This is a genomic window from Candidatus Kaistella beijingensis, from assembly GCF_020084865.1.
In the GTDB taxonomy this organism is placed as follows: Bacteria; Bacteroidota; Bacteroidia; order Flavobacteriales; family Weeksellaceae; genus Kaistella; species Kaistella beijingensis.
On record NZ_CP071953.1, the window covers coordinates 826301 to 849393 of the forward strand.

The window sequence follows — 23093 nt, forward strand, 5'->3', positions numbered from 1 at the left end:
CCAATTTTCAGGATTATTAGTGATGTAATTATCAATACAAGTATTTTTCAGATCACCAAAGAATTTGAGTCTCAATAATTTTTCCTAATTCATTAAGTTCTATTTTTCCATTTCTGATTTTTCCAAAAGGATGGATTTTGTTTTTTGTGTTGATGGTGATAAAACAGATTGCGTCTTTCGAGTAATCAAAGTCCTATTTTCTATTTCTATTTCTGTCCTGCATTCTAAAAATCTTCGATTTTTGGACAAATCACGATTTGTCCTTACGCCACATTTGTTTCCATCTTAAGTTGCGGATGTATTGTATTTCTTCTTTCGTTAATTTTCTTTCACCATTTTGTTTTAAAAAAGATTTTATAGTAGTAAAAAACTCAAAAAATGATTTATTTTTTAATGATGACTTTGCAGACGAAATCATTGCTAAAGGTAAATTCAAACCGATGTTGTAAAAATATTCACCGAGTTTTTCGGCTTTTTGCTTTTTGTATTTGTAGGCAGTTGGTCGAAGATGTTTCACCCATAAATCTTTGATGGTGACGGTTTCCCAATTGTTTTTCTTTGCCAACATCACATCGATATTGTCCCAACCGAGAACAGGTCGAAGTCCGTTCATGGCGAGAAAACATTCCTTTCTGTAAGATTTTATCGGTCCACGAACATGATTTTTCGAAGATAAGTTCTCATAAATCCATTGATGTTTTTCGTCTTTAAAATCAAACGCCAAAGATTTTTCAAAAACTGATTTTTTGATTTTTACCAAACCTGAAACCATTCCTGCTTTCGGATTACTTTCGTAAACCTCATTAATTCTTTTCAAATAATTTTTAGGAAAAATAATATCGGCGTCGAATTTACAGATGATGTCGAAGTGATTTAAATCCGTCGTTTGCAAACCTTTATTGAAAGTTCTTACCACTTTTGCTCCCGGTTCGTGAACTGAAGATTCGAGATTGGAAAGTTTGAAATTTGACGCTTCGACTCCGCTCAGCGTTACAGTGCTTATAAACTTATGAACTATATCCGCAGTTTTGTCGGTAGAACCATCATTCACCACGATCACTTCAAAATCCTGAAAAGTTTGATTCTTCAAGGATTCAAGGGTAAAGAAAATATTCTTCTCCTCGTTATGTGCAGGAATGATGATAAGAAATTTCATTTAATAATTTGAAAATGAGCGAATTTGAAAATATGAAAATGGAAAATCATAATTGGAAATCTATTTACCTTCCAAATCATCTACCCAATCTTTCATGGTGTACGTTACCAATCCTTTCAAAACAAAGGGATCGTTTTTCACGAATTCTTCGGCAGATTCCCGGTCTGTGAAAATTCCCATCGCGCCTTGTCCGGGAATTGAAAAAGGGCCAATTCCGATGACTTTTCCAGCTTTCACAAATTTGTCTTCATTTTCCTGATGCTGCGGAAAAAATTCCATTAATTTTTCCATGGTTGCATCGGCTGTGTTTTCGTAGAATACGACTGTTCTCATGATTTTATTTGATGTTGTTTCTTTAAAAATCCTGCGGATTTTGGACAAGTCGAGGCTTGTCCGTACTAATGCGCTTCCAACCAATTATCACCTACTCCAACTTCCACCAATAAAGGAACTTTGGTGTCAAATGCGGACTCCATTTCGGTTTTGATGAGTTTTTTGGCCGTTTCTATTTCTTCGATTGGCGCCTCAAAAACCAATTCGTCATGAACCTGCAAAAGCATTTTGGTTTTCAAATTTTTTTCCTGAAGTTTTTCGTCAATTTTAATCATCGCCAATTTGATAACATCGGCTGCACTTCCCTGAATTGGTGCATTTACGGCGTTTCTTTCCGCGTGAGCTTTTACTACAAAATTGGCAGAATTAATATCTTTCAAATGACGCTTCCTGTTTAAAATCGTTTCCACATAACCCAAATCCTGCGCTTTTTGGACTTGTTCTGCCATATATTTTTTTAGTTGAGGATAAGTGGCGAAATAGTTTTCAATCATCTGCTTTGCTTCAGTTCGGGAAAGTCCGGTTTGTTCGGCTAAACCGAATGCGCCTTGTCCGTAAATAATTCCAAAATTCACCGTTTTTGCCTGTGAACGTTGGGTTTTCGTAACTTCTTCCAAAGGAACATTAAACAATTTTGAAGCCGTTGAAGCGTGAATATCTTCTCCATTTTGGAATGCTTTAATCATATTTTCCTCATTCGAAATTTCGGCGATTAAACGAAGTTCGATTTGTGAATAATCTGCTGAAATAATTTTGTTTCCTTCATCCGCTTTAAAGGCACCACGAATTTGTTGTCCGCGCAAAGTTCGAATCGGAATATTTTGCAAGTTCGGATTCACGGAAGCTAATCTTCCCGTTGCAGCCGTAGTTTGCGAGAAATTGGTATGAACTCGGTTATCATCCTTATCAATCTGATTCGGCAAGGCGTCCACATAAGTCGATTTCAGTTTTTGATAAGTTCGGTATTCGAGAATGTATTTAATGATTTCGTGTTTCGCGGAAAGTTTTTGTAAAACATCTTCGGAAGTGGCGTACTGACCAGTTTTTGTTTTTTTCGCTTTTGGGTCGAGCTGCATTTTTTCAAACAAAATTTCACCCAACTGTTTTGGTGAATTCATATTAAATTCTTCACCCGCAAATTCAAAAATCTTTTTTTCAAGTTCTCTAATATCACTTTCCAAATCCTTACTTTCCTGTTCGAGCCAATTTTTATCTAAAGAAATTCCTTCCAATTCCATTTTTGCCAAGACTTTCATCAAAGGCATTTCGACTTTATAAAACAAATCTTCTAAGTTTTCTTTTTTCAGTTGAGGAGCGAAGATTTCGTACAATTGCCAAGTTACATCGGCGTCTTCACCCGCATATTTCGTTTGTTCTTCAACTGAGGCAGAACGAAGTGTCGTTTGATTTTTTCCTTTACCAATCAAGGTTTCAATTGCGACAGGTTTGTAATTCAGATACATTTCAGATAGATAATCCATTCCGTGTCTTCCATCGGGATTGAGGAGATAATGCGCGATCATGGTGTCGAAGATGGCTCCATCAACATCAATTCCGTATTGTTTCAGAATTTTGTAGTCGAATTTTAAATTGTGGGCGATTTTCAAGATTTCCTTTTTCTCGAAAAACGGACGGAAAATTTCTAAAGTCTCCAAAACCTCCTCTCTATTTTCTGAGAGTGGAATATAATAAGCCAAACCTTTTTTGTAGGAGAAACTCATCCCAATTAATTCGGCTTCCATTTCATTTAACGAAGTCGTTTCCGTGTCGAAGCAAACCGCATTTTGTTTTAAAAGATTTTGAACTAAAATTTTCTGTGCTTTCGGGGAATCGATGTATTGGTAAAGATGGTCGTTGTTCTCAATGGTCGTTTTCGTTGTAGTTGCCTGTTCCAACTCTTCAAAATTGGCGAACAAATCCAATTGAACAGGACCGCTTTTTTCCTCCGCTTTTTTGTCGTATCGCGATACTTTATTCGGATCAGCCGATAGCTGATTACTGATTGCTGATTGCTCATTTGAAAATGCACGATAAAGGTTTTCGTACAATCTTCGGAATTCAATTTCGTCAAAAACCTCCTTCACCTTTTCGAAATCAGGCGTTTCTAAATCGTATTGTTCCTGATGAAATTCGATCGGTGCATCACATAAAATCGTGGCTAATTTTTTAGACAGAATTCCACGTTCGGCAGAATTTTCAACTTTTTCTCGGAGTTTGCCGGTAATTTTATCGGTGTTGGCTAAAAGGTTTTCAATGCTTCCGTATTCTTTCAGGAATTTCTTGGCAGTTTTTTCACCAACGCCTTCCAATCCCGGAATATTATCAACAGAATCGCCCATCATGGCTAGAAAATCAATGACTTGTTTGGGGTCTTCAATTTCATATTTTGCCAAAACTTCCGGAACTCCCAAAATCTCAAATTCTGCTCCTTTTAATCCCGGTTTATAAATTTTGATATTTTCAGTGACACACTGCGCAAAATCTTTGTCAGGCGTCACCATAAAAACTTTGTAACCTTCTGCTTCCGCTTTGCAGGCAATGGTTCCAATCACGTCATCCGCTTCGTAACCTTCCACACCCAAAATCGGAACGTACATCGCTTCCAAAATTCTGTGAATATAAGGAATGGCAATTTTAATCGCTTCGGGTGTTTCGCTGCGATTGGCTTTATAATCAGAAAAATCTGCAGTTCTGACACTTGCTTCTCCTACATCAAAAACTACCGCCAAATGCGAAGGTTTTTCTCTACGAATCAGTTCAATCAAAGAATTGGTAAATCCAAAAATGGCTGAAGTATCCAAACCTTTGCTCGTCATTCTGGGACTTCTGATGAGGGCATAATAACCTCGGAAAATCATCGCATAGGCATCGATGAGGAAAAGACGTTTGTCGTTGTTGTCGTGTGTCATAACAGCAAAGATAGCGAAAAGTTGGAAGCTGGATGAGGGAAGCTGGAAGATAATGACCGCAATAAATAGAGGATTGCAAATTATTTAATCTTACTCTGCTTATGGATAACTTTCATTGCTAAAGTCGCGAAAAATCCGCCGAGAAAAAATCCCATTCCTGCCCCCATCAAAACATCCATCGGAAAATGTACCCCGAGATAAATCCGACTGTAAGAAACCATTGCTGCCCAAAAGAAAAGTAAATATGGAAGAAACCGATATTTTCTGAAAAGCAACATACTCATAAAAGTCGCAATAAAAAACGTGTTTGAAGCATGTGCCGAATAAAATCCAAATTGTCCGCCGCATTGAACTTCACGCATTAAATGGCCTAAACTTGGATCGTGACAAGGTCTCAATCTTGCAATTCCTGTTTTGAAAATTCCGGCAAGTTGGTCAGAAACTGTTACTCCTAATGCAATGAAAATCAAAATGAAAAGTAAATTTCGGAGTTTGTAATTTTTGTAAAGTAAATACAGAAAAATAACGTAAAGCGGAATCCAAAGCCAAGTCCCGGAAACCATCGTCCAAAATCGGTCGAAAGGTTCGCTCCCCAAATTGTTAAGGAAGAGGAATGCTTGTTTGTCTTCTTGGATGATTTCGTGCATAAGAAATTTTTGAAATATTATTTCAAAAATTGAAATTATTAAGATGAAAATAGATAACAAAAATAAAAAAACTCTTCGTTACTTTTGCCTTGATGCAAAAGTAACCAAAAAATCAAGACTGGATCTTTTTGCTAAAAAATTTCCTAGTTCAGAAAAAAAAAGTTTATCTGCTTACAGGTCCTTCATGGTCGTCTTTCTCGGCGAGGTTTTCTTTCGGTTTGGAACGTTCGGCGATGGCATCTTTTTCAAGGTCGGTCATCGGGTTGAAATCCTTTGCCTGCTGTTTTACCTTTTCGATTTCCTTTTTGATTTCGGAAACGGGATTGTCCGTTTCTTTCAGAATTTCGGTTTTCACGTCTTCCATCGCGCCCCGCATTTTGCGAACGCCTGCTCCCAAATCACGGGCAATTTGCGGCAATTTCTCGGGTCCGAATAAAACGACGATTGCAACGGCAATCAAAAGCATTTCGCCAATACTTAATTCCATGCGGCAAAATTACGAAAGTTTATGAAACAGCATTTGTTATTCAACTTAAATTCTTCTTAAAAGTTTAAAGACATCAAACCACAAAACAGAAATCACCGCCGCAGAAAACGCAGTTCCGATTTGCATTAAACTTAATTCTTGTAATTTGAAAAACATGGAAACTGGTGGGAAATAAATCATCAATGAAAGTACCGCCAAAGTTATCAAAGTCACGTAGATCAAAAGATTGTTCTTGTTTTTCAATGTTTCAAAAGTCGTGTAAAAGAATGAGCGATTACAGAAACTCAATAAAATGTTAGAAAAAATCAAAGTCGTGAAAACCATAGAACGAGTCAGTTCTTCACTTCCGCCACTTCTTGCCGTCATTTGGTAAATGAAAAGAACTCCTAAAGTAATCACCAAACCTTGAATAATACTCACCACTAATTCTCTCAAATTTAGGAAAGTCTCCGTCATTGGTCGTGGTTTTCGGAGCATGGTGTTTTTTTCCATCGGTTCGTTTTCATAGACGATGGAGCAAGTCGGACCCATCACCAACTCAAGGAAAATGACATGAACCGGCGTGAAAATTTGAGGATACACCCAACCCAAAAACAACGGCAACGAAACGGTAAGAATAATAGGAATGTGAATGGAAATAATGTACTGAACCGCTTTTTTGATGTTGGTGTAAATTCTTCGTCCTGAAGCAATTGCGGTCACTAAATTTCCCAAATCATCATTCGTCAAAACTACAGAAGCGGCTGCTTTTGCGATTTCCGTTCCTTTTTTTCCCATTGCGACTCCAATGTGAGATGCTTTCAAAGCGGGACCATCGTTGACGCCGTCTCCCAACATTGCGACTACTTCCCCATTATTCTTTAAAGCGTTGATGACGGAAAGTTTTGCTTCGGGAAACATTCTGGTAAACAAGGTTTTTTCTTCGGAAACTTTTTGGAGTTTGGTTTCGTCTAAATGGAAAATTTCTGTTCCTGTAGTTGTTTGTGAAGCGTTTTTGATTCCTGCTTTTTCGGCGATGGTTTTGGTAGTTTCAGCATTGTCGCCTGTAATTACTTTCACCTTGATTCCGGCATCGTAGATATGTTTAAAAACTTCCTGAATTCCCTTTTTCGGTGGATCGTAAAATACCACAAAACCAAGAAAATCAAATTTAAGATCCTGTTGTTTTTTCGGGAAATCGCTTCCTTCAAAATTGGATTTTCCAACGCCTAAAACTCGGAATCCCTGTCTTCCGAATTGGTGGATTTTATGTTGTAAAGCTTCTTTTTGCGAATCGGAGAGTTTTGAAACATTCAAAATTGCTTCGGGAGCTCCTTTTGCGGCGATGATTCTTTCTCCTTTTTCATTCTCGAAAAAATGCGTCATCATGGGTGGATTTCCTTCCAACGGATATTCGTGGAACATGTTATAATGAGTCCGTAAATCTTCTTTTTGCGTTTTCTTGTAAACTTCGTGCAGCGTTTTTTCCATCGGATCAAAAGGAACTGGCTCGCTCGACCACATCGCATAACTGATTAATTGGGAGATTTCAGGATTATTAAATTCATTTTCAGAATAAGTTTTATCGTTTTTAAAATCATAAACCGAATTCAGTTTCATGGAATTTTCGGTAATTGTTCCGGTTTTATCGGTGCAAATTACAGTCGTGCTTCCCAAAGTTTCCACGATTGCACTTTTCTTGATAATGATTCCTTCCCGCATTAATTTCCAAGCACCTAATGCCATAAATGTGGTAAAAGCAACGGGAATTTCTTCTGGCAGAATCGACATTGCGAGTGTTAATCCATTCAAAAGACTGTTGACGAAATCTCGGGTGTGGTAATAATTGAAAACACAAACCATCAGAAAAACCACAATTCCGATGATTGCCATATTTTTCACAAACTTCTCAATCTGAATCTGCAACGGCGATTTTTCTTCCTTAATATTCTGAAGGGAATCTCCTATTTTTCCAAGCTTGGTTTCCTTGCCAATTTTTTCAACCTCGAAAACAGCCAGTCCGGAAACCGTTAAAGTTCCGCTGAAGACTTCGTTATCATCAGAATCTCTATCTTTAAAAACCGAAAAACTTTCTCCAGTCAAAGAAGATTGATTCACCGAAAAATCGTTGCTGTGAAGAATTTTTCCATCGGCGTTGATCATTTTTCCTTCTTCGGTAATGCATAAATCTCCGACGACAATTTCATGGGTGGGAATTGAAATGATTTTAGAATTCCGAATGACTTTGCTTAAAGGTTCGTTGAGCTTCTCCAATTCTTCCAAAGCCTTTTTACTTCGGTTGTCCTGATAAAAAGAGATTCCTGAAACTGCCACAATTGCGAAAAACATAAAGGCAGCTTCACCGTAATTTCCGACAATCAAATAAATTAGCGTGATGATGATTAAAAGAATCAGCATCGGTTCTTTCAGAATATCTAAAAGGAGCGAAAACCAAGTTGATTTTTCGGTTTCCTTCATTTTGTTTTCGCCAAATTTTGACCTTGATTCGAGAACTTGAGTGTCATTAAGTCCGGTGAAGTTTTCGGGAATATTGAAATCCATTTTATTTTTAAAAATTGAATGTTAAAAATAATGAAAATTATTTGCAAATGGAATATGAAGTTGGTCAGAAAATATCGCTCAATTTAAACGCAAAGACGACGACTCTTTAAACTGCTTTTTCGTTTTCAAGTTCGCAAAGGCGTTTCACTTAGCAGAGTAACATCTCTTTTAGATTTTCTTCCTTTTAAAAACAAAATACACAATCACCGCACTAATCGTCATTAGTAAAAATCCGAGAAAAAACGGAGCACCTGCAAATTTAAACGGAGCATGGTCGTGGGTGAAATAATAGAAAGTATTCGTCATTAAAGGTGGACCAACAATCGCCGTCAAACTGATTAAACTTGCTAAAGCGCCCTGTAATTCGCCCTGTTCATTTTTTGGAACTTCCGATGAAATCACGGACTGTAAAGCGGGACCTGCAATTCCGCCTAAACCATAAGGAATTAAAAATGCAAACATCATCCAACTTTGACTTGCAAATGCGAACAAAACCATTCCGATGGCGTATAAAGTGAGTCCGTAGAAAATACTTCTTGCATCACCAATTTTGGGCTGAATGATTCGGATTAAATATCCTTGAACCAAAGCCGCCATAAATCCCGAAACTCCGAGAGAAATTCCGACCATTCTTTCGGTCCAGCCAAATTTGTACATGGTGAAGAATGTCCAATTGGTTTGTACAGCGTGACCTGCAATGTAAACGAAAACCAATGCGGCAATTAATCCTAATATTTGTGGATATTTACGAAGTTGAAGTAAGGAACCGACGGGATTTGCACGTTTCCAATCAAATTTTCGCCGGTGTTCTTTGTCTAAACTTTCTGGGAGAATAAACCATCCGTAAAGAAAATTAATCAGACATAAAATCGACGCAGCGTAGAAAGGAACTCTGGCTCCGTAATGTCCGAGAACTCCACCAATAACGGGACCGATGATGAAACCTAAACCAAAAGCGGCTCCAATCATCCCGAAGTTTTTTGCCCGGTCTTCATCCGTGGAAATATCTGCGATGTAGGCACTTGCTGTGGTAATACTCGCTCCTGTAACTCCCGAGAAAATTCTCCCCACGAAAAGCCAAAAAATCGTTGGTGCAATCGCCTGGATAAAAAAGTTGATGGAGAAACCTAAAAGTGAAAAAAGAATAATAGGTCTTCTTCCGTATTTGTCGCTCAATCCGCCTAAAACTGATGCGAAAACAAACTGCATTGCTGCATAAACGAAACTCAACCAACCTCCGTATTGTGAAGCGACGCTTAAATCGGGATTGTGAATCAGTTCGCGGATTAGTGTCGGAACCACAGGAATTACAATTCCCCATCCTGTAATGTCGATGAGCAAAGTAATAAAGATGAAACCGATTGCGGCTGATTTTTGATTTCTTTTCATTGAGGTTGCAAAGATAGTTTTTTCAGAAAGATGTGAATTGCAATTTCTAAATCGATTTGTAAAATTATTTTTGAGATTCCTCATTGCTTCATCGATGAGGAATGACCAACTTTTTATAATTTATGCGGGGATTTCTTGGCGCGGCGAAGCCGCGCCAAGAAATCCCCGCATCAAAATTAAAATAGCCCTCATTTCGAACGAACGAAGTTGGAGAAAAATCTCATCTATAATTAAAAGTAGAGTTATTAAAAAAAATGTCCCTCTTTCGAAGGACAATTTTAGATATGATAAGAAATTATTTCTTTTTCTTTTTCTCAACGACTTCTTTGTCGATGGAGCTTCTTCCGTGAACTTCTTCTTCTTTTCCTTTTCCTTTCAAGAAATCATAAGCGATTGCCGATGAAATGAAAATAGATGAATACGTACCGAAACCAATACCGATTAACAAGCAAAACATAAATCCTCTCAAGTTTTCTCCACCGAAGATGAAGATTGCCAAGATTACAAGAATAGTTGTAAATGAGGTATTGAACGTTCTACCCAAAGTACTTGAAATAGAGTCATCGAAAAGTCCCGCCAAAGTAAGCGATTTTTTCTCTCTTAAATACTCCCTGATTCTGTCGAATACAATCACGGTATCATTGATGGAATAACCGAGAACCGTAAGAACCGCCGCAATGAAATCCTGATTGATTTCCATGTTAAACGGCATGAATTTGTGCAGCAAAGAGTAAGTTCCCAAAATGATAATCGCATCGTGGAAAAGTCCCGCAACCGCACCGAGTGAGAATTGCCATTTGTTGAATCGCAACAAAATATAAAGGAAAATTCCCGCCAAAGCCGCAATAACGGCAAAAGTTCCATGAGATTTGATATCGTCTGCCACAGTAGGTCCTACTTTTGCAGAAGAAACAATTCCTGAATGATCTTTATCCGCAGATTTGAATTCCTGTAAAGTCATGTTTGCAGGAAGATTTGGTTTCAAACCTTCATACAATTTCTGCTCGATAATTTGGTCGGCTTTCAAAGATTCGTCATCGATAAGGTAATCGGTAGAAATTTTCAGCTGATTTCCTGTCCCGAAAGTTTTTGCTTCTACTGCAGAGTTTTTACCATCTTGTGTAGCGAAAAGTTTAATTAGGTTTTCCTCTACTTTATTAGCATCAACAGGTTTATCGAATTTTACCACGAAGTTTCTACCGCCGGTAAAGTCGATTCCATATTTAAAGCCGTTAACAGCGATGGAAATTAAACTCGCAACGGTTAAGAAAGCAGAAATCATGTAGGCATATTTTCTCTTTCCGATAAAGTCGATCCAAATATTTCTGAAAAGATTTTTTGTAGGCGGAGTCCACACTGAAAGGTGTTTCCCTTTGTTCAATCTCGCAAAAATCATCACCCTCGATAACAATACGGAAGTAAAGAACGTCATCAAGATACCGATGATTAAAGTCACCGCAAAACCTTTGATTGGTCCCGTTCCGAAAATATAAAGAACAACCGCAGTTAAAATTGTAGTTAAGTGACCATCGACAATTGCAGAAAGTGCGTGTTTGAAACCATCTTTGTAAGCTTCAAGAATATTTTTCCCCGCGAAAAGTTCTTCTTTTGTTCTTTCATAAATAATAACGTTCGTATCCACCGCCATTGCCATGGAAAGTACGATCCCCGCAATTCCCGGAAGTGTAAGCGTTGCATCCACAGAATCCATGATTCCGAAGATGTAGAAAAGGTTGATGACCATTGCGATTACGGCATAAACTCCTGCTCCACCGTAATAGAAAATGATATAGGCGATAATTACAAGGAATGCGATGATAAACGACAACATTCCCGCATCGATCGACGCTTTTCCTAATGAAGGTCCTACAACATCTGCCTGAACAATTTTAGCACTTGCCGGAAGTTTACCTGCACCCAAAACATCCACCAAATCTTGAGCTTCCTGTTGAGAGAAGTTACCAGAGATTTGCGTTCTACCGTTTGGAATTTCATTTACAACATTTGGTGCGGTATAAACCACATTATCCAAAGTTACCGCAACAGGTTTGTTTACGTTTTTACCAGTTAAAGTTTTCCAATCTTTAGAACCTTTTGAGTCCATTTGCATATCCACCACTACTCTTCCAAGTTCGTCGTAGTTTACTCTTGCAGATTCTACAGCACCATCAACCGGAGCTTTCTGGTTGATGTTTCCACGGATTGCGTAAAGAACCAGATTATTTTCATCGTTCGCTTCCGGTTTGTAACCCCACATAAATTGGGTGTACTTCACATTTGCAGGACGAAGTCTTTTAGCAATATCTGAATTTAAAATTTTATTAACTGCCGCTGTGTCAGAAAGTTTGATGTTCCCAACACCGTTTGATCTCAAGGAGTTCAACTGCATTAAGTTTACGAAATTGGTGTTTTTAGGAATTCCCAAAGAGTCGCCTTTCGCAGCTATCACTGTATTTAACTGCTCGAAATAAGGATAAATCTCCTGAACTTGCTGCACTTCCCAAAATTGAAGTTTCGCAGAAGTTTGAAGCATTTTCTTTACACGGTCGATGTCTTTAATTCCAGGCATTTCCACAGAAATTCTACCCGTTCCCGGAACTCTTTGAACGTTTGGTTGCGTAACACCCATTTTGTCAATACGCGTTCTAATTACCTCATAAGCAGAACCTTCCGCAGCAGAAATTTTTCTTCTGATGATATTTTTCACTTCCTCATCGGAAGAGTTGTATTTAATCTCGCTTAAATTGGTATTCCCAAAAATTTCAGGATCTGCAAGTTTCAGGTTGGTTCCTTTCGCTTTGTTTACCGCTGCAAACTGATCGAAGAAATTTTCGATGTAATTTTTTGTAGAGTTTTTCTGAGCGATATCAGTTTTATCGAGGGTTTCCAGAAGAATAGGGTTGGTAGAATAGTTGGTTAAATCGTTTACCAAATCTCTTTCATTGATCTCTAGAAGTACGTTGATACCGCCTTTCAAGTCGAGACCCAACTTCATTTCTTTTTCTTTTGCCTTTGAATAATAAAGTTTTGTAAAGCCGAGATTCAGGGTATCTTTAGAAAGTCTCGCCATTTCTTTCTGATATTTTACAGGATCGTTTCCTGCGATTTCAGTGGCTTGTTTTTCAATTTTTCCAGCATACCAAGTCGGCAACAATTCATTAAGACAGATCAGTCCCAAGATGACCGCGACAAGCGTAATAAGTCCTTTTCCTTGCATTGTTAATAGTTTACAACATTAAAATTATAGTCGGCAAATATAATGATTTTCAATAGAATTAAGAATTTTTAACAAAGAATTTCTGATCAAAATTTAAAACAAAAAATTCATCAAAATTAAATTTCCGCAATTCCCAGAGGACGTTAATTTTGATGAATTTTAAAAAGATAACAATAACAATTCTAAATTGTCATCGAGAAAATCCTTGTTTCAGGTTTGTTGCGCATCATTCTTAAATCGAAAGTCATGGCAACATTTCTTGTGAAAGCCCGACCTTTTTCGGTAATCTTAATTGAGTTTTCTGAAATTTCCACCAAACCGTCGTCTTCCATTTCCTTTAAGGTTTCCAAGGCATTTTCCAATTCTGGGAAAGCGTTTTGAATGTCCCATGATGTTTCCAAACGGCACATTAAATTCAAAATATGTTTTCTGATGATTAAATCTTCTTCGTTTAAAATATGTCCACGGAAAACTGGAATTTTACCTTCTTCTACCCTTTTTTGATATTCTTCGACAGTCTTTTCATTCTGTGCAAAAGCGTACCAAGAATCGGAAATCGCGCTCATTCCCAAACCGATCATCAGTTGCGTTTTGCTTGAAGAATATCCCATGAAATTTCGGTGAATATCACCTGAAACCATTGACTGATAAAGGTCGTCGTGCTCCAAAGAAAAGTGATCCATTCCCACTTCAATGTAGCCTAAATCTTCCAATAATTTTTTTCCGTTCTCGTACAGTTTGCGTTTTTCTTCACCGCTTGGTAAATCATTTTCATCGAAACCGCGTTGTCCAACTCCTTTGATCCAAGGAACATGAGCGTAAGAATAAAAAGCCAAACGATCTGGCTTTAATTCCAAGGTTTTGCGGATGGTGAATTCCATTTTTTCCCAAGTGTGGAACGGCAAACCGAAAACCAAATCGTGGGAAACGCTTTTGTAGCCGATTTCTCGCGCCCATTCTGTCACTTTTTTGACATTTTCATAGGGCTGAATTCTGTTGATCGCTTTTTGAACTTGCGGATCATAATCCTGAACCCCAAAACTGCATCTTCGGAAACCCAAATCGTACAGCGTCTGCAAATGTTCTTTCGAGGTATTGTTCGGATGACCTTCAAAAGAAAATTCTGGATTTTCAGCGATTTCTGCTTTTGCGAAAATTCCTTCCAAAAGTTTTCGCAAGTTTTCCGGCGAAAAGAAAGTTGGAGTTCCACCACCCAAATGCAATTCTTTGATTTTGGGCACTTGGTTCTTTTTACTTGGCTCTTGGCTCTTTAGTAATTCTAAGTACAAATCCCATTCTTTCAAAACGCTAACCAAATAAGGTGTTTCTACGGAATGTTGTTTCGTGATTCTTTTGTGACAAGCACAAAATGTACACAATTGCTCACAAAACGGTAAGTGAATATAGATGGAAATTCCTTCGGAATCGTTGCTTTCATTGAAAGATCTGATCACAGAGTTTTGCCATTGTTCCGAAGAAAAATTGGCTTCGTCCCAAAAAGGAACGGTGGGATAAGAAGTGTAACGGGGACCGGGAATGTTGTATTTGTCGATTAGGGAATTCATAATTTGTTGCGAGCTACGAGTTTCGTGTTTCGTGGTGCAAAAGTAGGGAATTTTTTCCGTACGGATTTCACAGATTCTCACTGATAAAACTCTTGTGATCATCCGTGAAAATCTGTGTAATCTGTGAGACCTTATTTCAGAGTCATTTTCACAATCCTATCCTTCCCCGCGAAAACCAATGTATTTCTATCAATCCATTCACAAGCATAAAGACCTTTTTCATCTGAAATTTTAGTCCAAGTTTTTCCGTAATCAGTTGAAAAATCTATATTCTGGTCACCAACTGCAATGATGTCTTTTCCTTTAGATTTTGGACGGATTTTCACACAAGTTTTGTAACCTGAATTTTTTCCTGATGCCTGAATTTGCCATGTTTCACCGCCATCGTTTGTGGTTGCGATATTGTTGATATTTTCAGATTGTTTGGTGTAATCACCACCCACTGCAATTCCAAATTTATTGTCATAGAAGTCGATGGAATAAATTCCTTGTGAAGAAGTTCCTTGAATAAAGGGGGTATCAAAAACCTTCCAATCTACTGGTTTATTCCAATTGAATTTAAAAATTCTTGCTTTGGTACCGCCACTCGCTATCCAAACCCAATTTCCTTTCATTGCGATATTCGAATTACTTGCTGCGAAATGAGCTTCACCTGGAAAATATGCAGGCAAATCTGGTTTTGCTTTTTCTAAACCATGATTAAACTCTCTATCAATCATCATTAAAAAATTTGGAGTCACCCCTTTGAAGGGATCGCTAATTGCTAAACCTCGATCCGCTTTGTCGAACATAAAAGCATCAAAGAAAAATTTTTCATTATTCGGTGTACGAACCAATCCGTAAGATTTCTTCAGTGTTTTCTTATTAACGATAAAATGATGCGGTAAAGAATCAATATCGAGCATATGAAAGTTTTTGGAATCTTGTGCTAATGTCCTGAACTGCAATTTTTTCTCAGATAAAATCAACTGTTTTTTATCCGAAGAATCTTTCAAACTCACATAACCAAATTTAGAATCCGTTCCCGCGTACCAAACTTTTCCATTATAAATCTGAATCGCACGAATGGAGATTTTATCCTTCAACAAAGTTTGAATTTCTACTTTTTGAGCGAAAGAAAAATTTCCAAAAAAAATGATGACTAAGAAGTAGAACAGTTTTTTCATTGAATTCAATTTTAACCAAAAGTAGTGAATTTGATGCAAAAAAAATCCCGGCGAATTTAGACTGCACCCAAAAGTTTAGACAAAATTAAACAATATTATTAAAGGAAAGAGTTCGGTACTGTACCGGGCTCTTTCCTTTTAAATTAAGCCTTATTCTGTCGTTGTTGTAATAATCAATGTATTCTTTTATTTCTTTCCTGAGTTCGTCGATAGAACCAAACTTTTTGGTATAAAACATTTCAGACTTCAATGTTCCGAAGAAATTTTCGATTATGGCATTGTCCAGACAGTTCCCTTTTCGGGACATACTTTGAACAATTCCTTTTTCTTTTAATATATTTTGATAAGCTTTCATTTGATATTGCCAACCTTGGTCTGAATGTAAAATGATGTTTTCTGTATTTTTAATTTTCTTTAAACCCTTTTTCAGCATATCTGTAATCTGTGCAAAGACAGGCCTTTCTGAGAGATTATAGCTGATGATTTCACCGTTGAATAAATCGATTATCGGAGATAAATAGAGCTTATTTCCCGAGACATTAAATTCCGTTACATCGGTTGCCCACTTCGTGTTCGGCTGGTCGGCTTTGAAATTTCTTTTCAAAATATTGGGTGCTATTTTTCCTTGTTCTCCACGGTAAGATTTGTATTTCTTTACCCGTATAATGCTTTTCAGTCCTAGCGATTTCATTAATCTCAATACTGTTTTATGATTGATAATAATTCCTTTATCTCTCATTGTCAAAGTAATACGCCGGTATCCAAACCTTCCTTTGTGTTGATGATAAATCTGTTTTATCATTGTTTTTACGTCCGAATATTTGTCGGTTTGAGCCTTGTTTTGATGATAATAGAAACTGCTTCTCGCCATCCCGGTACAATCCAATAATACGGACAGATTGTATTTAGGCCTTAACTCTTCGATGGCTTTTGCTTGTTCTTTTTGAGAGTTAAGGCGTCTAACTTTTTTAGAAAATCGATTTCGGCTCGCAGTCTTTCATTTTCCAGTAACAATTCTTCTTCCCTGGTCAATGGTTTGCCAGACTTTTTCTTTTTACGTTGGTAATCGCTCATAATTGCTGGTCTTCCTTTGGGTTTATTCTGTAACCCTAAAATACCACTTTTTTCGTAAGCGCTCCGCCAATTGGTGATGCTGGATTCTGCAGCGATATTAAACCGTGCAGCAGCTTGCTTTAGAGATAAGTCTTGTGCCTTGATCGTTTCCAAAACTCTTAACTTAAATTTTACGTCATAACGGCGATTGCTTCTGCGTTGCAGTCCTTCAATTCCGTACAAATCATAAAACCTTTTCCATTTGCGAACAACCGTCGCATCCAAACCTACTTCCTGTGCCAAAGAGTGGATCGACAGATCATTTTTCTTAATCTTCTCCACACAACTCACCTTAAATTCTAAACTATACTTTGATTCTCCCATAATAAAAATGCCCCTAAAAAGTGTCTAACTTTTTGGGGGCAGTCCAATTGCCGGGATCAAAATTTATTTTTAAAATTTACCTTCTGTTTTTAAAGAAATAATATCCGTAGAAAATTGTGTGAATAACAATCATCACCACGGAGAAAATTACCAATCCGCCATCATCCGCTTTATCAGCAAGTGCCGCTTGATGGTGGAAATAGGTTAAGATGATCAAAATTAATGTTAATGCAGCTCCACAAATGGCGGAAACACTGTAATTTTTCGGGTCATTCGTCGTACCATTGGCTTTTCCAAGGAATGAATTCTTGATTCCTCTCCACAAATAAACGTCCAAACCAATCATCATCCAAATCACCAAACGAATCCAGGTGTCGAAAGGAAGGAAAGCCATCATTCCGAAACAAGTTAGAACTCCTAAAATTGGAACCAGCGGAACCAAAGGTGTCTTGAAAGCTCTTGGCGCATCCGGCTGCGTTTTTCTCATTACCAAAACTCCGATGCAAACCAGGATGAAGGCGAATAAAGTTCCGATGGAAGTCATTTCTCCAACAACTCTACCCGGAATAAATGCCGCAAATAAACTCACGAAAACCAAGAAGAAAATATTTGACTTAAAAGGCGTTCTGAATTTGCTGTGAATTTCACTGAACACTTTCGGCAACAAACCATCGTGACTCATCGAATAGAAAACTCGGCTTTGTCCCATCAACATTACTAAAATTACCGATGCGTAACCCAAAAGAATCGCAATAATAATCGAAGTATTCAACCAAGGATATTCCGGAACCATTTGTCCATTAATTACACTTCCCATCGCATCAATCGCAATCGCAACCGGCGCTAAATGGTCGGAACCACCACCTGCAGTAAATTCTTTGTAGTGTACAACTCCCACCATCACATAAGCGAAAACAATATACAAAACCGTACAGATTAAAAGCGAGCCCATAATTCCGATTGGCATTGCTTTTTTAGGATTTTTGGTTTCCTGTGCAGCGGTGGAAACTGCATCAAATCCAATATAGGCAAAGAAGACGACTGCAGCCGCCCGAATAATTCCGGACCAACCATATTCCCCAAATTTACCCGTGTTTTCAGGAATTAGTGGTGTTAAATTTTCTGCTTTTACATATTTAAAACCAACAAAAATAAAAATCAAAACGATCGCAACTTTCAAGATCACAATCGCCGTATTTACCCACGCCGATTCGCTGGTTCCTTTAATTAAAACCAAAGACATCACCACCACAATGAAAACTGCGGGTAGATTAATTAATCCCGCCGCTCCCGAAGAACTTACGTCAAAAGGCGTCATCAACAATTGTTCGGGAAGATTTACGCCGAAACTGTGGAACAATTTTCCGAGATATCCCGACCAACTCGAAGCCACGGTTGCGGCTCCCACTGCATATTCCAAAACCAAATCCCAACCGATAATCCACGCAATAAATTCGCCCATCGTTGCGTAAGAATACGTGTATGCACTCCCTGCAACTGGAATCATGGACGCAAATTCTGCGTAACACAATCCGGCAAAAGCACAACCTAAAGCTGCGATTATAAATGAAATCATAATTCCAGGACCGGCGTAATTTGCCGCCGCAATTCCGGTGATTGAAAATAATCCCGCCCCGATAATTGCGCCAATCCCAAGCGCAACAAGAGCACCGGAACTCAGGGTTTTTTTCAGTCCTTTTTCAGATTCTTCCGCTTCTGCGAGAAGTTGGTTCAAAGGTTTCGTTCTCCAAAGATTCGACATTTTTTAATTTTTTAAATATTTCCAAAAATATAAAATTTTAGCAATGATTAACTATTTCAAGTCAATTTTCTTTTTAAAAAACAGAAATTAGTTTCGCAAAATTTTGATTTTCATATTAAAGTAGCAAAGTTGGAAATGAAAGTGTACTTAAATGTTAGCAAAACAATGATTACTGATTAACAGTTCAACAATTATTTTCCTTAACTTTAATCCATGGTTTTAAAAGATCTATTTCAATCAGATTTACAGAAAGAAATTGCTGATGCAGGTTATCTAAAGACTTTTGCAGCAGGCGAAATTATTCTGAATATGGATTCTTATGTGAAAAGTATTCCGGTGGTGATTTCTGGAAGCATCAAAGTTATCCGAACTGAAGAAGACGGCCGTGAAATCCTGCTATATTATTTGACTCCCGGCGAAAGTTGCATCGTTTCTATACTTTCGGGTATGAAAAACGAAACTTCAAAAGTAAAGGCGGTGGTAGAAGAAGACGCAGAAATCATGATGATTCCAGCCGATAAAGCTAAAGATTGGGTAAAAAAATATCCTGAATGGACCGACTTTATTTTCAACCTTTATCAAAAAAGATTCGAGGAACTTTTGGATGTGGTGAATTCTGTTGCCTTTCAAAAACTGGATGCCCGACTTTTACATTTAATCAGACAGAAAACTCAACTTTACCGTTCCAAAGAAATCTCCGTTACGCACCAACAATTGGCGGATGAGCTCGGAATTACGCGTGAAGCAACGAGTCGGGTTTTAAAACAGATGGAAAAAGACGGAATTGTGGAACTTTCCAGAAATAAAATTCGGCTTTTGTGATGTTTGTTACTGTGCAGAATTTGCAACCCAATTAATTTTGCGGTATCAATAATCAAAATCGTAAAATTATGTTTGACACCATCAAAAATCTTTTCGGACTCGATAAAACCGATTATGCGGAACTCGTAAAAAACGGCGCAATCATTGTGGATGTTCGTTCCAAAGGTGAATTCGCTTCAGGTCACATTAAAAATTCAATTAACATTCCGGTTGACCAACTTGCCAATAATTTATCCCGTTTAAAGGACAAAAATAAACCTGTAATCACGTGCTGCGCATCGGGAATGAGAAGTTCTACGGCGCAAAACATCCTTAAAAATGCGGGTTATGCAGAAGTTTACAACGGCGGCGGTTGGATGAGTTTGAACAATAAAATCTAAAAAAATGGACGCACATTTTTATAACGTAGAAATCAATTGGAAGGAAGGAAGAAAGGGCGAAATGTCTTCTCCCGAACTTTCCGAAAAAATGGAAGTTGCAACACCGCCACAATTTCCGAACGGTGTCGAAAATATTTGGTCGCCTGAACATCTTTTCACTTCGGCTGTCGCGAGTTGTTTGATGACGACTTTTTTAGCGATTGCAGAAAATTCGAGGTTAGAATTTGTCGATTTCAAATGCAAGTCGTCAGGAAAACTGGAACAAGTGGATGGTAAATTTTTAATGACCGAAATTCTTCTTGAACCAACTGTAACGATTGTAAATGAAGCAGATAAAGAAAAAGCCGAACGAGTTTTGCAAAAATCGGAAGCGGCTTGCTTAATTTCTAATTCCATCAAATCGAAAGTGATGATGAACACGACCATCATTGTTGGTTAAAAACCATATACTTTTCACTTTAATAAAACCTCGATTTATTCGGGGTTTTGTTTTTCAATGTGAAAATTGAATGTTAAAACACTTCGGATTTTGTACCAACCGCAATTTGTCGCAGCCAAATCTTTATCTTTGAAACCATGAATTTACATGACCTATTCCTGAAACCTTACGAATCGTACACGCATCTTCAGATTTTTCTGGAAGCTACGGCAACCATTTTCGGAATTTTGAGTGTTTATTTTTCCATCAAAAAGAATATTTGGGTTTATCCAACGGGAATTATTTCTACAGCACTCTACGTCTATATCCTCTTTAATTTCGGGCTTCTCGGCGATATGATGATTAATTTTTATTATACGGTGATGAGCATTTACGGCTGGATTTTGTGGGCAAAAAGTTCGCAAGACCACGTTCATGTTGAAGTTTCTTGGGCAAAGAAAAAAGAGTGGATTTACGGCGGAATTTTATTTTTTTTAAGCTTGTTACTCGTTACCATCGTTTATTATTACAAACCGTTGATTGACAATAAATTTTCCATGCAAAACGTAACGCTCGGTTTGGATCATTTGGATTGGGCGAACTGGCTGGATGTTGTTACCACCGCAATTTTCCTTGTCGGGATGTGGTTTATGGCTAAACGCAGAATTGAAAACTGGATTTTTTGGATTATTGGCGATATTATTTGCATTCCGATGATGATTTATAAAGGTTTGGGAATTACTTCCATACAATATTTGGTGTTCACGGTGATGGCGATAATTGGTCTATTTGAATGGAAAAGAAGTTTGAAAAAAGTATAGATGGATATTTGTGATTAATTTAACAAACATCAATTCAGAAATTTATATGTTTTGCGTAACTTTGCAGACCAATCAAACAGCGGAATTTTCCGCTTTTTTTATGCAAAATACCATAGAATTTTTCAAATACCAAGGAACAGGAAATGATTTCGTGATGATTGATAATCGTGATCTGCAGTTTCCAAAAGAAAGAGACCTCATCGAAAAGCTTTGCGACAGAAGGTTTGGAATCGGTGGCGACGGTTTGATTTTGTTGGAAAATGATGACAATTCAGATTTCAAAATGGTGTATTACAATTCCGATGGAAATGAAAGTACCATGTGCGGAAACGGCGGAAGATGTATTGTCGCTTTTGCCCATTTTTTAGATATTTTCGAAGACAAAACCACTTTTGAAGCTATTGACGGTGTACACGAAGCCGAAATTAAAAACGGTATCGTAAAACTGAAAATGAGCGACGTAAATTCCATTAAAAATATCAATGAAAACTTCGAGTTAAACACAGGTTCGCCACATTTTGTACAGTTCGTCAATGATGTGGAAAATTTTGAAGTGTATAAAAACGGTAACGAAATCAGAAATTCTGCGACTTACAAGAATGAAGGAATCAACGTGAACTTTGTGGAAGAAATTTCGCCCGAAGAAATCTTCGTGAGAACTTACGAAAGAGGTGTGGAAGACGAAACTTACAGTTGTGGAACTGGAGTTACCGCTTCAGCTTTGGTTTTTTTAACAGATAAAAATCAAAAAGAGGTTCAAGTAAAAGTTTTGGGCGGAAATCTGAAAGTTTATGCAGAACAAGATGGAAATTCCTTCAAAAACATTTGGTTGGAAGGTCCTGCAAAACAGGTTTTTAAGGGAAAGATTTCATTGTAGCTGGAAGATGGAAGCTACAAGAAAACTTTAAATAAAACTATTATAATCAATTATCATTCATCAATTATCATTTACAAAATATGAAGAAGGGTTGTTCAATTTTTGCGATTACAGGTTTAGTAATTCTGCTCATCGGCGGATTTTTTGGCTTTAAATATTATCAAAAATATTACGGAAATAACGTGGAAAAAGAAGGTTATGTCCTCATTCCTCATTCTGCGAACTTCAATTCAATTTTGGATTCTATTTCTCCTTATGTAAAAAACAAGGAAAGTTTTGCAGAGGTAGCGAAGAAGAAAAACCTCGACAAATTCTTTAACGCAGGTCGTTACCGAATTAAATCGGGAACCAACAACACCGATTTGGTGAACATGATTAAAGCTGGAAACCAAACCGAAAACACGTTCAGAATTGGAGATTTCTTTACTGTTTACCAAATGGTGGGAAAAGTGGCGAAGAAAACCGAACTGGATTCTTTAAGGTTCGCAACCGACCTTAATAAAATCGCCACCGAAAAAGGTTTTGCCAATGCGGAAGATTTGAAAAGATATTTCTTCATCGACACCTACAATTTTTTCTGGACGGTAACTCCCAAAGAATTTTTCAAAAAATTTGAGGATCAATACAACAGTTTCTGGAATACTGATCGAGTTGCCAAAGAAAAGGCTTCAGGATTTACGAGAGATCAAATTTATGCTCTGGCTTCTTTGGTCTATAAAGAAACTGGTGGAAAACCTGACGAAATGAAGACAGTTGCAGGACTGTACATCAACCGTTATAAAAAGGGAATGAAACTTCAGAGCGATCCCACCGTAATCTATGCCGTTTCAAAAGCCAATAATTTTCAGGGCGATCCTATTAGAAGAGTTTTGTACAAACATTTGAGGGAACCTTCACCATACAACACCTACGCAAATGTGGGAATTCCACCTGGACCTATTTGTGTGGTGGATAAAAATTCGGTAGATGCCGTTTTGAATGCCGAAAAGAACGATTATATCTACATGTGTGCAGATCCAGCGAGATTTGGCTACCATAAATTTACGGCAAGTGCAGCAGAACACGCCGCAAATGCAAAAGCTTATCAGGATTGGTTGAATTCAAAAAATATTAAATAAAAAAAAGAATTAACACTTTTACTGATGATTTAACATTGTTTAAAAATT

17 protein-coding genes and 1 pseudogene are annotated in these 23093 nt (G+C 37.6%); 6 read left to right on the top strand and 12 right to left on the bottom strand.

Annotation, left to right across the window (positions count from 1 at the left end):
- Positions 1-250 precede the first annotated feature (250 nt).
- The 12 genes and pseudogenes from J4771_RS03865 to J4771_RS03925 all read right to left on the bottom strand — a co-directional run bounded on the left by J4771_RS03865 (position 251) and on the right by J4771_RS03925 (position 18609).
- Positions 251-1156 (bottom strand): glycosyltransferase family 2 protein, encoded by a 906-nt coding sequence (locus J4771_RS03865; RefSeq protein ID WP_224136593.1) that lies wholly within the window; start codon positions 1154-1156, stop codon positions 251-253.
- 60 nt (positions 1157-1216) lie between these two features.
- Positions 1217-1489, bottom strand: coding sequence for a YciI family protein (locus tag J4771_RS03870; RefSeq protein ID WP_224136595.1), 273 nt, complete (start codon positions 1487-1489; stop codon positions 1217-1219).
- A gap of 65 nt (positions 1490-1554) precedes the next feature.
- Positions 1555-4398 carry a DNA polymerase I gene (polA, locus tag J4771_RS03875; RefSeq protein ID WP_224136597.1) on the bottom strand — a complete coding sequence of 948 codons (2844 nt, stop codon included), beginning with the start codon at positions 4396-4398 and terminating at the stop codon, positions 1555-1557.
- Between the two features lie 80 nt (positions 4399-4478).
- Complete coding sequence (locus J4771_RS03880) at positions 4479-5045, bottom strand: phosphatase PAP2 family protein (RefSeq protein WP_224136599.1); 567 nt, start codon at positions 5043-5045, stop codon at positions 4479-4481.
- Positions 5046-5208: 163 nt separating this feature from the next.
- On the bottom strand, positions 5209-5532 hold the full coding sequence (locus J4771_RS03885; protein WP_224136601.1) for a Sec-independent protein translocase subunit TatA/TatB: 324 nt from the start codon (positions 5530-5532) through the stop codon (positions 5209-5211).
- A 45-nt stretch (positions 5533-5577) separates the two neighbouring features.
- The gene (locus tag J4771_RS03890) at positions 5578-8073 is read right to left on the bottom strand and encodes a cation-translocating P-type ATPase (RefSeq protein WP_224136603.1); all 2496 of its coding nucleotides are present in this window, start codon (positions 8071-8073) and stop codon (positions 5578-5580) included.
- Positions 8074-8241: 168 nt separating this feature from the next.
- Positions 8242-9462 carry a TCR/Tet family MFS transporter gene (locus J4771_RS03895; RefSeq protein ID WP_224136605.1) on the bottom strand — a complete coding sequence of 407 codons (1221 nt, stop codon included), beginning with the start codon at positions 9460-9462 and terminating at the stop codon, positions 8242-8244.
- A 295-nt stretch (positions 9463-9757) separates the two neighbouring features.
- Complete coding sequence (secD, locus tag J4771_RS03900; RefSeq protein WP_224136607.1) at positions 9758-12679, bottom strand: protein translocase subunit SecD; 2922 nt, start codon at positions 12677-12679, stop codon at positions 9758-9760.
- A gap of 182 nt (positions 12680-12861) precedes the next feature.
- Positions 12862-14244, bottom strand: coding sequence for an oxygen-independent coproporphyrinogen III oxidase (hemN, locus tag J4771_RS03905; protein WP_224136609.1), 1383 nt, complete (start codon positions 14242-14244; stop codon positions 12862-12864).
- A 131-nt stretch (positions 14245-14375) separates the two neighbouring features.
- Positions 14376-15410 (bottom strand): WD40/YVTN/BNR-like repeat-containing protein, encoded by a 1035-nt coding sequence (locus tag J4771_RS03910; RefSeq protein WP_224136612.1) that lies wholly within the window; start codon positions 15408-15410, stop codon positions 14376-14378.
- A gap of 85 nt (positions 15411-15495) precedes the next feature.
- A pseudogene (locus tag J4771_RS13285) lies at positions 15496-16847 on the bottom strand (IS3 family transposase).
- Between the two features lie 76 nt (positions 16848-16923).
- The gene (locus tag J4771_RS03925) at positions 16924-18609 is read right to left on the bottom strand and encodes an amino acid permease (RefSeq protein WP_224136614.1); all 1686 of its coding nucleotides are present in this window, start codon (positions 18607-18609) and stop codon (positions 16924-16926) included.
- Positions 18610-18822: 213 nt separating this feature from the next.
- Here J4771_RS03925 and J4771_RS03930 point away from each other — a divergent pair, with 213 nt between their 5' ends.
- The 6 genes from J4771_RS03930 (at position 18823) to mltG (ending at position 23045) form a co-directional block, all read left to right on the top strand.
- Positions 18823-19431 (top strand): Crp/Fnr family transcriptional regulator, encoded by a 609-nt coding sequence (locus tag J4771_RS03930; protein WP_224136616.1) that lies wholly within the window; start codon positions 18823-18825, stop codon positions 19429-19431.
- Between the two features lie 68 nt (positions 19432-19499).
- Positions 19500-19811 (top strand): rhodanese-like domain-containing protein, encoded by a 312-nt coding sequence (locus J4771_RS03935; RefSeq protein WP_224136618.1) that lies wholly within the window; start codon positions 19500-19502, stop codon positions 19809-19811.
- A gap of 4 nt (positions 19812-19815) precedes the next feature.
- Positions 19816-20250 (top strand): OsmC family protein, encoded by a 435-nt coding sequence (locus tag J4771_RS03940; protein WP_224136621.1) that lies wholly within the window; start codon positions 19816-19818, stop codon positions 20248-20250.
- Between the two features lie 137 nt (positions 20251-20387).
- On the top strand, positions 20388-21050 hold the full coding sequence (pnuC, locus tag J4771_RS03945) for a nicotinamide riboside transporter PnuC (RefSeq protein ID WP_224136623.1): 663 nt from the start codon (positions 20388-20390) through the stop codon (positions 21048-21050).
- A gap of 100 nt (positions 21051-21150) precedes the next feature.
- Positions 21151-21927: a diaminopimelate epimerase gene (gene dapF, locus J4771_RS03950; RefSeq protein ID WP_224136625.1), complete on the top strand. Its 777-nt coding sequence runs from the start codon at positions 21151-21153 to the stop codon at positions 21925-21927.
- An 80-nt stretch (positions 21928-22007) separates the two neighbouring features.
- Entirely contained in the window at positions 22008-23045 is a 1038-nt protein-coding gene (gene mltG / locus J4771_RS03955) for an endolytic transglycosylase MltG (RefSeq protein WP_224136627.1), read from the top strand.
- Positions 23046-23093: the final 48 nt, after the last annotated feature.